This is a genomic window from Streptomyces sp. NL15-2K (genome assembly GCF_030551255.1).
Lineage (GTDB): Bacteria > Actinomycetota > Actinomycetes > Streptomycetales > Streptomycetaceae > Streptomyces.
The window spans coordinates 12,073,133-12,085,814 of record NZ_CP130630.1; the positions used below are offsets into that span (position 1 = coordinate 12,073,133).

Sequence of the window (12,682 nt, forward strand, 5' to 3'; positions counted from 1 at the left end):
GGGGGCTGCCATGACGACAACCTCTTCCTCCCGCCATGCCGGAACGGCGACGCTCTCGCCCCATGCCACCGCCCGTGCGGGCGGACTGCACCCGGTCGGGGTGTTCCTCCTGCTGGCCGGCGCGTTCCTGCCGATCATGGACTTCTTCATCACCAACGTGGCCCTGCCCAGCATCGACGCCTCGCTGCACGCCTCCGCGTCGTCGCTGGAGCTGGTGATCGCCGGGTACGGCGTGGCATACGCGACCCTGCTGGTCCTCGGCGGCCGACTGGGCGACCGCTACGGCCGCCGCCGCATCTTCCTCGGCGCGCTCGTGGGCTTCGTCCTGGCCTCGCTGGCCTGCGGTGTCGCCCCGACCGTGGGCACGCTGATCGCGGCCCGCATCGTCCAGGGCGCGACCGCCGCGCTGCTCATCCCGCAGGTGCTGGCGACCTTCCACCACGTCCTCGAAGGGGAACGCAGGGCCCGTGCCGTAGCCCTGTACGGCGCCACCTCCGGCATCGCGGCCGTCATCGGGCAGTTGGTGGGCGGACTGCTGGTCAGCGCCGACATCGCCGGTACCGCCTGGCGGCCGATCTTCCTGGTCAACGTGCCCATCGGGCTGGTGGTCCTGCTGCTGGCGGCCCGTATCGTCCCGGCCACCCGCTCGCACCACCCGGTCGGCATCGACCTGCCCGGCACCCTCCTGTTCGCCGCCACCCTGACCGCCCTGCTCGTCCCGCTGACAGAGGGGCACTCGCTCGGCTGGCCGTGGTGGACCTGGCTGCTGCTCGTCGCCGCGGTCGTCCTCGGCGCCCTCACGTACGGCGTGGAAAAGCGCGCCGAGCAACGTGGTGAGGTGCCGCTGCTGCCGCCGTCCCTGCTGCGCCTGCCGTCGATGTCACGCGGCCTGGTGATGCTGTTCGCCTTCAGCATCGGCTTCGGGGCGTTCATGTTCGTCTTCGCCCTGACGGTCCAGAACGGCCTGCACGCCGACGCCCTCCACGGCGGCCTGGCGATCCTGCCGATGGCCCTGCTCTTCTTCGCCGGCTCGCTGTTCGCGCCCCGCGCCATCAGCCGGTACGGAAGGGCCGCGCTGGCGGCGGGCGCGGTCGTCCAACTCGCCGGACTGGTCTCACTGGTGACCGTCCTGGTCGCGAAGTGGCCGGATGTCAACCTCTGGGCCATGGCGGTACCGCTGGCCCTGGTAGGAGCCGGACAGTCGATGCTGTTCGCCGGCCTGTTCCGCAGCGTGCTCGCCGACGTGCCCACCCACCTCGGCGGCATCGGCAGCGGCGTGCTGATCACCCTGCAGCAGAGCGGCCTCGCCCTCGGGGTGGCCACGCTCGGCACCCTCTACCTGACCCTGGCACCGCACAACATCGCCCACGCCTTCGCCGGCATCGAGTACGTGCAGATGGGCATCGTCGCCCTCCTCGCGGTCGGCGCCGCCGCCCTGCCGCGCTTCACCGACGCCGCGTCGGCCTCCACTCCGGTCATCGATGCGTGATCCCGCCCCTGATGAACACCTGCCCGGCGCTCACCGTAGGACTGGCAGCGGGCCCGCGCCGCGTCGCACCGGTCGACGGGCCTGCGCTCCCGCCGAATCGGAGGCGTGCGACCGCCTGCCCGGTTGCGCGTGCTGCTGACTTCTTCGCGAACGTCACAGTAGCGCCGGGGAATCAGCTCTGACCTCAGTGAATGGAACGCGTTCCGCGCACAAAGATGCGTCAGCTCCTCGTTGACCGGCGATCCGCGACAGGGCCAGGGTGGGGGAGCCACATCGGATTCCGATCGCCCGTTTCCGGTCACCGAACTGAGCGCAGGAGGCCGCGATGCTCCAGACAGACACCCGTGATCACACCGAGTTCCGGGAACAGGATGAAGGCGGCGGACTGATCTTCCAGCGCTGCCTGTGGTGCGGTTGCGGCACTCCGGCCTACCGCCGCTCGTACTGCCGGGCCTGCGGGTCCAGAGCCCTCAAGCGGGAGCGCAGCCCGGGCGCCGGCGTCGTCGTTCGCCGCAACGGACCCGTCCCGCACAACACGTGGTTCGTCGCGATGGACGAGGGATTCACCCTTGTCTGCCAGATCACCAGGACGGCGCCGATCGTGGTGTCCGTGGGGGCCAGGGTGAAGGTCGTGCAGGCCGTCGACCCGGACTGCCAAGGCCTCCCCGTGGTCGAACTCACCCTACCGGCAGCGCCGTTGGAGCGCTGGTGGTGACATGACACGGTTCGGGCAGGGCCACGTGCGCGGGCACCCGGCACAACGCGCCGGACGTTCCGCGCATCGCCGGGTTCTCGCGGGGCCGCTGGTGGAGGACTTCCGTCCCGGCACGACGGAACGGCTCGGACCCGGTCACCGCATCCGCCTCCGGAGCAGAGTGCCCGCCCTCCCGCCCGGTCGCGAGCCCCATCGCGCCGAGCGGGACACCCGCGCGTACCGCCTGTCGCCGCCGAGCCTGAGCCGGCACACCGCGGAGATTCTCCACCGCCTCTCCGACCACGCCTCCGCACTGAAAGGAGCGGCGACATGACCGTCCCCGGCCCAGGCACCATGATCGAACCGACCACCGCAACCACCAGGAGCCCACGATGAGCCGCAAGCCGATGAACGACCCTCTCGACCTGCTCGACATCTCCTCCACCCTCACCGACGAGGAACGCGAGATCCAGGCCACGGTCGCCAAGTTCCTCGCCGACCGGGTCCGCCCCCACATCGGCGAGTGGTTCGAAAACGCCCACTTCGCCCGCGAACTCGCCCCGGAACTCGGCAAGTTGGGCGTGCTCGGCATGCACCTCGAAGGGTACGGCTGCGCCGGGACGAACGCGGTCAGTTACGGCCTTGCCTGTCTGGAGCTGGAGGCGGCGGACTCCGGCTTCCGCAGCTTCGTCTCGGTGCAGGGCTCGCTGTCGATGTTCTCCATCTGGAAGTGGGGCTCGGAGGAGCAGAAGCAGCAGTGGCTGCCCCGGCTCGCCGCCGGTGAGGCGATCGGCTGCTTCGGCCTGACCGAACCCGACTTCGGCAGCAACCCCGCCGGGATGCGCACCAGGGCCGTCCGCGACGGTGGGGGAGACTGGATCCTGAACGGCTCCAAGATGTGGATCACCAACGGCGGCATCGCCGATGTGGCCACCGTCTGGGCGCAGACCGAGGACGGCGTCCAGGGCTTCCTCGTGCCGCGCGGGACGCCCGGTTTCACCACCCAGGACATCAAGCAGAAGATGTCGCTGCGCGCGTCCATCACCTCGGAGCTGTACTTCGACAACGTACGGTTGCCCGACTCGGCGCGGCTGCCGCACGTCCAGGGCCTGCGCGGACCGCTGTCCTGCCTGAACGAGGCCCGCTTCGGCATCCTGTTCGGCGCGGTCGGCGCGGCCCGCGACTCGCTTCAGACGGCCATCGAGTACGCCGACTCCCGCGTGCAGTTCGACAAGCCGATCAGCGCCTTCCAGCTCACCCAGAAGAAGCTCGCCGACATGAGCGTGTCCCTGGGGAGCGCCGCCCTGCTCGCCGTGCACCTGGGCCGTCTCAAGGACCAGGGCCGCATCCGCCCCGAGCAGATCAGCGTCGGCAAGCTCAACAACGTCCGCGAAGCGATCGCCATCGCCCGCGAGTGCCGCACCATCCTCGGCGCCAACGGCATCTCGCTGGAGTACTCACCGCTGCGCCACGCCAACAACCTGGAATCCGTGCTGACCTACGAAGGCACCAGTGAGATGCACACGTTGGTCGTCGGGCAGGCGATCACCGGCCAGGCGGCGTTCCGCTGATCACCCGGCTGGGCCGACCACCAGTTCCTCCGCGACGGTAGAACACCCCGCGACGGCGTCAGGGCAGAACAGGACCGCCGCGGGGTGAGACGGGGCGCCAGGGGCATGGCCGGCCGAGGAGCGGACCCGGGCGCGCAGCCACGCCCGGGTCCGCTCCTCGGGACCTGCCTTCAGGGGATGACGACGTAGTTGCTGAACCCGCCGTCGCGGTCCTCGAGGCCCGAGATCGCCTCGTTGACCCTGGACAGCGGGAACGGCTTGGCCTGCAGGTAGGACAGGTCCAAGGCGCCCGTGGCCACCATGTCGGCGAGTTCCTGACCCTGCGCGGTGCTGAACCAGTTGGAGCCGATCAGCTGGACCTGCTCGTCCATGAGCCACTTCACGTCCACGGGCAACCGGTCGGCCACGCCGCCGACGTTGACGACCCTGCCGCCCCTGCGCACGCCCTGCATCGAGTCGAGCATCGTCTCCACGGGTGCCTTGGCGCCCAGGGCGCTGATCACGTAGTCCACGCCCTCGCCGCCGGTGCGGGACTTCGCCCACTCGCCGGTGGAGCCGTCACCCAGCCGGAAGACCTCGACCCGGTCCGGGGCCAGTTCCTCGACGCGCTTCAGGAGCTCCTCGTTGCGGCCGGTCCCGAGGATCCGGGAGGCGCCGGAGGCCAGCGCGAGCACCGTCGCCGCGACCCCGAGGGTGCCCGTGACACCGTCGATGAGCGCGACCTGGCCGGGGCCTGCCGCGGCGTTCTTGAGGGCCCCGTAGGACGTGCCGATGTAGCCCAGCTTGCCGGCCTGCTCGAACGTCATGCTGTCAGGGATGTTGACGATCGAGTACTGCGGCGCCGTCATGTACTCCGCGAAACCGCCGTACGGATAGAGGTCGAAGATCCGCTGGCCGTCACGGGAGGTACTGAAGTAGCCGTTCAGCGTGAAGTAGCGGCACCGGCTCAGTTCACCGCCCCGGCACACTTGGCAACTTCCGCATCCACGCAGGGGGTTCACGTACACCCGGTCACCGGGCTTGGTGTTGAGCACCGCCTCGCCGACGGCTTCGACCACCCCGGCGGCGTCCAGGCCGAAGATGGCGGGGAACTTGGGCAACGGCTGGTGCGGGAACCACGTCGGCCAGTTGTTGATCACGTTGGCCATGTTCGGCACGATCCCGCATGCCTTGACCCGCACCAGGACATCGGTCGGCCGCGGGGTGGGCACGTCGATGGTGTCCACCGACATCGGCTCACCGAGCGCGTGCAGTCGTGCAGCGAGCATTTTCGCCATTGAAATACTCCTTGGAATTCCCTGCGGAAGTGCGCAGGACCGTTCAGAAAATTCAGAAGGGGTTTGCGTAACCGCTCTCGAGGTCGATGTCCAGCATTCCCATGATGCGGACGCCGGAGTTGTACCAGGCGATGGACAAAGACAGTTCGACCATCTGCCGGTCCGTCAGTCGGTCGGCGGCGGCACGCCATGTCTCCTTGGAGACGTCGACCTGGAGCGTGGACTCCTTGGCGAGGCGCATCACCGCCTTCTCCGTCTCGTCGAACAGGTCGGACGACTCGAAGTCGGCCACCGCCGCGAGTTGTTCCTCGCTCAGCCCGGCCTTGAGGCCGTGCGACTGGTGGTGCGCGACCTCGTACGCCGACCGGGTGGCGTGGCCCACGGTCAGGATCGCCAGCTCCCGCAGCCTGGGGCTGAGGTCGGCGGCTCGCAGCGAGTTGGCGTAGGTCAGGAAGGCGTCCAGCTGGGTCGGCGCGCCCGCGAGGGCGAGGAAGATGTTCGCCGTCGGTACTTTGCGCTCGGCCTCCAGGCGGTCGTACAGGGGCTTGTGTGCCTCGTCCGCGTCCTCGCGGCGCAGGTAGGGGATTCGTGCCATGGTGTCTCCTCGGGGGACGTGATCGTGCGAAAGGTCAGTGGCCGGCTGTCAGTGCGCGGACTGCTCGAGCAGGAACCGCTCCAGCGACATCGGCTTCGGCAGCTCGGCCGGCGGGATCTGCGGCGCGCCGACGAAGGGCGACGCCTCGAAGTACCACTTCTCCAGGGCCGGCAGGCCCCAGCGGGCGTTGGTGCTCAGCGATCCCGCGTCCCAGCGCACGGGCTCGACCTCGGTGTCGATCGTCTGGTAGTGGCTGTTGAAGACCTCCACCCGGTGGCCGTCGGGGTCGCGGAGGTAGACGAAGAGCATCCCGCCCGGACCGTGCCGTCCCGGGCCCCGCTCCACGCCGTCGCCGTAGCCGAGGATGCCCGCCCAGTCGCAGGCGGTGAAGATGTCACGGCTCTCGGAGACGGTGTAGGCGAAGTGGTGCAGCGCGGGTCCGGTGTTCTCGATGATCGCGAGATCCAGGCAGGTGCCCTTGCGGTACATGAACGCGCCCAGCAGCTTGTCGCCGTGCTCCAGGTACTCCGAGTTGCGGAAGCCGAGCTCGCTGTAGAACGCGCACAGCTCGTAGGTGTCGGGCGCGAAGATCTGGTAGTGGTCCAGCCGCTGCGCGTGGGCACCCTTGTAGGACTGGAAGTCGATGTGCAGCCGCGGCCGCGTCTCCATGTGCGCGCACAGTTCGAGCGGCGTGCCGATGGGGTCGCTGACGTGCAGGGTGCGGCCCTGGTACGGGACGTCGACCCACTCGGCGGGCAGTCCCCGCTCACGGAACCAGGCGTACGCGAGGTCGAGGTCCTCGTCGAAGAAGACCCGATAGCCGACCCTCTTGCAGGTGCCCGCCCTGTCTTCGTCCAGCTCCAGGACGAGGCTGTGGTGGCAGGCCTCGGCCAGGCCGCGGAGGTAGCAGGTGCGCTCGTCCTCGTCGCTGACGACGAGCCCCAGCGCGTTCACGTAGAAATTCTTGCTCTCGGTCAGGTCGGCCACGGTGAGACGCACATGGCTGGAGCGGGTGATGTTGAAACTCGGGCGCAGATTGACGGGAGGCAGCATGGTGGTCTCCGTGCTCCGATCGGCTCTGGATTTGAATGACTTTAATAGTTCGATGCCGTTTTACGGCTCGGTCGTGGAAGACGTTTGAGTCGCGGAAGAAGCTTCAGTCGAGGAAGACGCGGACTGGGCGAATGTGAAGGCGGACCATCCGCTGAATTCCGCGGATTCGCCGAGGGACTCCTCGATCCGCAGAACCTCGTTCCACTTGGCCATTCGCTCGGAGCGGGTGAACGAGCCCACCTTCAGCTGACCCGCGTCCCAGCCGACGCTGAGATGGGCGATCGTGACGTCCTCTGTTTCCCCGGACCTGGCCGAGACGATCGTGCCGAAACCGGCGTCCTTTCCGGCGCGCAGGGCCTGGAAGGACTCCGTGACGGTACCGGCCTGGTTCGGCTTGACGAGCACGGCGTTCGCCGCCCCGCTGGTGGCCGCGGCCTCCACCCGCTTGGCGTTGGTGACCAGGTAGTCGTCGCCGATCACCTGGCAGCGCCGGCCGTACCGCCGGGTGAACTCCACCATGCCTTCGTGGTCGTCCTCACCCACCGGGTCCTCGACGGAGAGGATCGGATACTGCTCGATCCAGCCGCCCAGCATGTCGACCAGCGCTTCGGTGTCCAGCGTGCGGTCGTCCAGAGCCAGCGTGTACTGCCCGCCGCTGCCGAACTGCGAGGCAGCCACGTCCAGCGAGATGCCCACCTGGGACGAGGGCGTGAAACCCGCGCTCTCGATGGCCAGCGTCAGCGTCTCCAGCGCCTCCTCGTTGGAGTCGAACGCCGGCCAGAACCCGCCCTCGTCGGCCACGCCCTGCGCCTTGCCGGCCTTCCGCATCAGACTGCCGGCGGCCCGGTAGATCTCCGCCGTCCAGTCCAGGGCCTCGGAGAAGCGCCGGGCCGCGGGGCAGACCACCATGAAGTCCTGGACGTCCACGCGACGGTCCGCGTGGGCGCCGCCGCCGAAGATCTGGATCTCCGGCAGCGGGATGCGCACCGGTCGCCCGCCCGCCAGGTGCTGCCACAGGGGTACGCCCGCCGACGCGGCGGTGGCGTGCAGGACCGCCATGGACGTGGCCACGATCGCGTTGCCGCCGAGACGACCGCGGTCGGGGGTACCGTCCAGGTTCACCAGAAGCCGGTCGACGGCCTCCTGGTCGCCCGCGTCACGGCCGGCGAGGGCGGGGGCGATCTCGTGGTTCACCGAGCCCACCGCGCGCCGGACGTCGAGCCCGCCGAAGCGGCTGCCGCCGTCGCGCAGGTCGAGGGCCTCTCCCTGGCCCGTCGAGGCGCCCGCCGGAGCGATCGCCCGCCCCACCGCACCGTCCGTGAGGTGGGCCTCGACCTCGACGGTCGGCCGACCGCGGGAGTCCCACACCCTGCGGCCGTAGAGCTTGGCGATCCGCGCGTCTGTCATTGCGGTGCAACCTTTCGGAGTTCGGACGATCGGAGTGATGAGCAGGGCTCGTGTCCGTGCCTGTGGCCTGTCATCGAGGGGCGGAGGTTCCCGCGGCCAGAGTCACCCCGTGGGTCGGCACTCGGATCGATGCGGCGGCGCCGGGCGCGAGCAGTGTCGTACGGCTCTCTTCGTGGCAAGGGTTGTCCGCTCGCCGTATCCTGATGTGCTAACGATAGCGCAATCGTGCGAAGCGTCGGCGGCTGTGTCAAGAGGCAGGTGGCGCTCCGTCTTGATGGGCTCGCCGTTCACTGCCGGCATGTTGGGTCATCGGAGAGACTGGTGCTATCGTTCGCACAATCCGTCACCCCGGCAGGGACTCCGGCGGACCCGCGCCCTTCCTGGACGGACGGACAGCACAGGCGGGCGCGGGTCCGCCGGGCTGGATCGCGGCCGAAAGGAAAGCGAGCTCGCCATGGCGTCCGAGCCCTTCGCGGCACCGATGACCCTCACCGCCGTTGCGGCTGGCACTTGTCACGGACGCGTGGGCAGATCCGTCGCGGACCGGTTCACCGCCCGGGCGGCGGAGTGCGACCAGTTCGCGTAGCACACCGTCGACCTGCGGGAACTCGCCCTTCTCTGCCTGGACATGCCGCGTCAGCCCGCCCTGGGCATCAATGACCTCATCGAGGACGGCGATTTCCGGCCCGGCAGGATTCACGAGACCGCTGCCGAGCAGCTCGACGAACTCGCGCGCACCGCCCGCGTCATGCGTCGGCTGGGCAGTCGAACGTACTGACCTGGTACCCGGACACTCGAAGGGCCCGGAGCGCATTGCTCCGGGCCCCTTCGCGCGTCTGCGGCACCGCGCGGCCGACCGGACAGGCTGAGGCTGGGCCGCCCATGGCTCAGCCGGACACGGACGGAGCCCTCCCGCCGGGCGGCGCCGTGCTCCCGCGCAGAACCAGGGATCCGGGAGAGACTGACGTGTACGGGCCGTCGTTGCTCGGCTTGGTCTTGAGCCGGCGCATCAGCCACAGTGCGCAGCCGGTGGCCATCTCCTGGATCGGCAGGCCGATCGTGGTGAGTCCGGGGCCCCACCAGGAAAACCCGGGCTCGTCTCCGAACCCGACCACGGACAGTTCCCCGGGCACCTTCACCCCCTGCTCGGACAACTCCTCCAAGGCCCCCCGGGTGAGCTGGATCGATCCCAGCACGAGCGCCGTGGGCGCGTCCGGGCACTGCAGCAGCCGCCGGATCGCCCGGCGGCCGTGATCCACGGACGACGGCGGTCCCAGCTCCGTGAGCCCGGCGTCGTCCGGCAGGCCGCCTTCGCGCAGGGCGCTGCGGAAACCCTCCAAGCGCTCCGCGCCGGTGGGCAGCTCGACCGGGCCGCCCAGGTAGGCGATGCGGGTGTGTCCCCGCGTCACCAGGTGGGCCGTGGCCCGACGCAGTGCCTCACGGTCGTCCACGCCGAACCACTGGGAACCGAGCGACGGGTGCTTGCGCAGCAGTTGCAGGTGCGGCACGGTGCGCAGGAGCTTGACGGACTCGCTGTGCGGGCGCGCGGTGGGCACGATGATGACGCCCGCCACGCGGTTCGAGGACAACTCCCGCAGGTGGCGCAGCTCCACCATCCGGTCGTCGTCGGTCTCCGACAGCATCAGCTGGAAGCCTTCGGTCTCCATGTTCTTGGACAGTTCGTGCGCGATGGTCGAGTAGAAGCTGTTGCGGATGTCCGGGATCACCAGCGCGACCACGTTGCTGGACGCGCCGCGCATCATCCGCGCCGCGCGGTTGCCGACGTACCCCATCTCGGAAGCGGCCTGGCGGACCCGGAACTTGGTTTCCTCGCTGATGCGGGGATCGTCGGAGAGTGCCCGGCCGACCGTCGAGACGGAGATTCCGAGGCGTTCGGCGATGTCCCTGGTCGTGATCACGTAGCGGGCCCCCTCGAGCTGACTGATCCCGTTGCCGTCACTTTCTGTATGCCAACGATAGCGCTCTCGTCGCACTCTGCGGTCGGAGAGGTGAGGTGTCGGGTTGATCGCCATCCTTGGTGCTAACGTTAGCATTCCTTTGGTCGTGCAGCCGCCCGCGGTTGCCTAGTTGCGGAGGTATCCGTGCGGATCGTCAGGTACACCGTCGACGGCGTGCATCACTACGGAGAACTGGAAAACGGTGACGCCAGGATCGCCAGATTCGAAGGTGATCCCTTCACCGGACTGTCCTCTGCGGGGCGCGTCGACGAAGTGGATGACGTGGTCGTTCTGCCGCCGATCGAGCGGCCCCGGATCTTCGGGTTCGCCTATAACTACGCCTCGCACATCGACGAGACCGACCGCGATGTTCCGGAGGTTCCCGTGTGCTTCATGAAGCCGAGCACGGCGGTCATAGGGCCGGACGACGCCATCATCTATCCGGCGGATGGTGAACTTATCCATTTCGAAGGGGAGTTGGTCGTCGTCATCGGAAAGGAAGCCCGCCATGTGAAGCCCTCCGAGGCTCATGAGTACATCCTCGGCTATACGTGCGGCAACGACGTCAGTGACCGCATCGTTCAGCGTAAGGAAAGCAAATTCGGAACTCTTCTGATCGGTAAGGGGCAGGACACGTTCGCTCCCCTCGGGCCGGTCATCGCGACCGAACTCGACCCCGCCGCACTGTCGCTGACGACCCGTGTGAACGGCACCGTCATGCAGTCGGCGAGTACGGCGGACCTGCTGCTCGCCGTTCCCGACCTCGTCAGCTACCTCAGCCGTTACCTCACGCTGCTGCCCGGAGACGTGATCATGACCGGGACACCGTCCGGCGTCGGGCCGATCCGCCCCGGAGACGAGATCGAGGTGGAGATCGAGGGCATCGGCGTCCTGCGCAACCCGGTCGTGGCCGAGAGCCTCTGACTCCGGACGACCGCGCGTAACGGGCCTGCCCACCGCAGAGCGGTGGGCAGGCCCGTTACATGTCAGCCGTGTCCCGTTCGCTAGCGGACCGCGTTGTTGAACTGCGAGGTGCGGACGAAGGCCAGGGCCACAACACCCACCAGCGGCAGCACCGTGACCTGAAGGAGCCCGGCCCGGTCCCAGCCGAATGAGTCCACCAGGGCGGCGAAGAGGAGCCCCGAGAACGCCGCCGGTCCGTAGTAGCTGGTGACGAAGAGGCCGGAGGCGCGTCCGATCTGCCCGGGGCGGACGGCCCGCTGCATCGCGCTGTTGGTGTTGGGGTAGATGAAGCCCAGGCCGAAGGCGCCCATCAGGAAGGCGAACACGCACTGCGTGCCGACTCCGGCGTGCGTCTCGTAGATGCCCACGCTGATCGCGGAGACGGCCAGCATGCTCAGGATCAGCAGGTTGCGCTGGTTGAAGCGGTCGCCGAGCCAGCCGCCGAACACGGCCGTCATGCCGCCGAAGCCGAGGAAGCTCATGGCCAGTGCGGCCTGCCCGGAGGTGTAGTGCAGCGAGGTGATGAGGAACGTCGGGTAGAGGCCGAGGAACCCGTAGATCGCCACACCGCTGATGACCGAATGGACGGCCAGAGCGACAGTGCTGCGGTTGTAGGCGGAGGCCGGCATGTACTCGAAGGTCCTGGTCGAGACGACCTTCTCGGCGGAGTGCTCGGTCAGACCGGTTTTCACGAGGAACAGGGAGGCGGCGGCGATCAGCAGCCCGGCCGTGCCGAACAGGTAGAAGGGCGAGTGCCACGTGCCGTGCGTGCGCATGAGCTCGACGCCGATGAGCGGGGCGATGAACACGCCGATGGAGTAGCCCATGCCGATGATGCCGAAGGCGAGGCCGCGCCGGTGGGCGAAGAAGGCGCCGATCGCCGCGAAGATGGCCGCGGACTGCATGCCCTCACCGAAGCCCGAGACGACCCGGTACAGGGTCATGTCGGCGAAACCGGTCGCCAATGGCGTGGCCATCGTGCCCAGGGAGTAGATCACGATGCTGACCAGCAGCACGGTCTTACGGCGGAAGCGGTCCAGGAGGTAGCCCGCCGGCAGTCCGGCCAGAGCCATGCCGAGGGTGAAGTTCGTCGCCAGCAGCCCGCCCTGCTCCAGGGAGACCCGTAGTCCTGACGGATGTTGGGCAGCAGGGGAGGAAAGACCTGGCGGTCCATCGCGTTGACCATGTAGGAGAGGACCACCAGCAGGAAGCCCACGCCGATCATGAGGCGGGAGATGGGGGCGGGGCTCTTTTCCCGCGTTTCACCGGCGGGCACCGCACTGGTGTCGACTTGCGCTGCGTGAGTCATAGCGGCTCCTGAGGAGAATGGGCCACGGCAGGCCGCGGCGGATCCATCGCCCGTACGGGGCCGTACGGGCGATGACGAGAAGCGGTGAGCTGAACACGGACTCGAGTCGGCGACGGTGATGCTGTCGCCGTCTGACGGAATGCGGGCACTGGCTGCCGCGCGGTCGGATGCCGCATGCGGAATTCAGCCGTATTTCGCCCGTCGGGGACGTCCGTGGCTATGGCGTCTTCGACAGCCGGAACTCGTGCGGACGCTTATCGGTCACACGGTCGGCGCTTGGCAGAAACCATGGAGGGAAGTCCCTGGCGCGTCAAGATGTGAACAGCGTATTTCTTCGGCGGTCCTCGTTTTCCCTGTGGCGAGGGG

General features: G+C 68.5%; 12 protein-coding genes. 6 read left to right on the forward strand and 6 right to left on the reverse strand.

Features of this window, described 5'->3' with window-relative positions; translation table 11 throughout:
• Positions 1-10: 10 nt before the first annotated feature.
• The 4 genes from Q4V64_RS52955 to Q4V64_RS52970 all read left to right on the forward strand — a co-directional run bounded on the left by Q4V64_RS52955 (position 11) and on the right by Q4V64_RS52970 (position 3,754).
• Positions 11-1,489: an MFS transporter gene (locus Q4V64_RS52955; RefSeq protein ID WP_124437411.1), complete on the forward strand. Its 1,479-nt coding sequence runs from the start codon at positions 11-13 to the stop codon at positions 1,487-1,489.
• Positions 1,490-1,814: 325 nt separating this feature from the next.
• Entirely contained in the window at positions 1,815-2,204 is a 390-nt protein-coding gene (locus Q4V64_RS52960; protein WP_124437410.1) for a hypothetical protein, read from the forward strand.
• A gap of 1 nt (position 2,205) precedes the next feature.
• On the forward strand, positions 2,206-2,517 hold the full coding sequence (locus Q4V64_RS52965; RefSeq protein ID WP_303715253.1) for a hypothetical protein: 312 nt from the start codon (positions 2,206-2,208) through the stop codon (positions 2,515-2,517).
• A 58-nt stretch (positions 2,518-2,575) separates the two neighbouring features.
• A complete protein-coding gene (locus tag Q4V64_RS52970) occupies positions 2,576-3,754 on the forward strand; it encodes an acyl-CoA dehydrogenase family protein (RefSeq protein WP_216377527.1) in 1,179 nt (392 codons plus the stop codon).
• Positions 3,755-3,924: 170 nt separating this feature from the next.
• On the opposite strand, the gene Q4V64_RS52975 is transcribed toward Q4V64_RS52970, so the two are convergent.
• The 4 genes from Q4V64_RS52975 to eno form a co-directional block, all read right to left on the reverse strand.
• Positions 3,925-5,022 (reverse strand): alcohol dehydrogenase catalytic domain-containing protein, encoded by a 1,098-nt coding sequence (locus Q4V64_RS52975; RefSeq protein ID WP_124437409.1) that lies wholly within the window; start codon positions 5,020-5,022, stop codon positions 3,925-3,927.
• 61 nt (positions 5,023-5,083) lie between these two features.
• Positions 5,084-5,626, reverse strand: coding sequence for a carboxymuconolactone decarboxylase family protein (locus Q4V64_RS52980; RefSeq protein WP_124437408.1), 543 nt, complete (start codon positions 5,624-5,626; stop codon positions 5,084-5,086).
• Positions 5,627-5,674: 48 nt separating this feature from the next.
• Positions 5,675-6,679, reverse strand: coding sequence for a VOC family protein (locus Q4V64_RS52985; RefSeq protein ID WP_124437407.1), 1,005 nt, complete (start codon positions 6,677-6,679; stop codon positions 5,675-5,677).
• 60 nt (positions 6,680-6,739) lie between these two features.
• Positions 6,740-8,086 carry a phosphopyruvate hydratase gene (eno, locus tag Q4V64_RS52990; RefSeq protein WP_124437406.1) on the reverse strand — a complete coding sequence of 449 codons (1,347 nt, stop codon included), beginning with the start codon at positions 8,084-8,086 and terminating at the stop codon, positions 6,740-6,742.
• A 628-nt stretch (positions 8,087-8,714) separates the two neighbouring features.
• On the opposite strand from eno, the gene Q4V64_RS52995 reads away from it, so the two are divergent.
• Positions 8,715-8,864: a hypothetical protein gene (locus Q4V64_RS52995; protein WP_172628989.1), complete on the forward strand. Its 150-nt coding sequence runs from the start codon at positions 8,715-8,717 to the stop codon at positions 8,862-8,864.
• Positions 8,865-8,973: 109 nt separating this feature from the next.
• Here Q4V64_RS52995 and Q4V64_RS53000 read toward each other — a convergent pair whose 3' ends face one another.
• A complete protein-coding gene (locus Q4V64_RS53000) occupies positions 8,974-10,005 on the reverse strand; it encodes a LacI family DNA-binding transcriptional regulator (RefSeq protein ID WP_124437405.1) in 1,032 nt (343 codons plus the stop codon).
• A gap of 183 nt (positions 10,006-10,188) precedes the next feature.
• On the opposite strand from Q4V64_RS53000, the gene Q4V64_RS53005 reads away from it, so the two are divergent.
• Positions 10,189-10,968 (forward strand): fumarylacetoacetate hydrolase family protein, encoded by a 780-nt coding sequence (locus Q4V64_RS53005; RefSeq protein WP_124437404.1) that lies wholly within the window; start codon positions 10,189-10,191, stop codon positions 10,966-10,968.
• An 80-nt stretch (positions 10,969-11,048) separates the two neighbouring features.
• Here the strand turns inward: Q4V64_RS53005 and Q4V64_RS53010 are convergent, their stop codons facing one another.
• Positions 11,049-12,080 carry an MFS transporter gene (locus Q4V64_RS53010; RefSeq protein ID WP_253266719.1) on the reverse strand — a complete coding sequence of 344 codons (1,032 nt, stop codon included), beginning with the start codon at positions 12,078-12,080 and terminating at the stop codon, positions 11,049-11,051.
• Positions 12,081-12,682 lie beyond the last annotated feature (602 nt).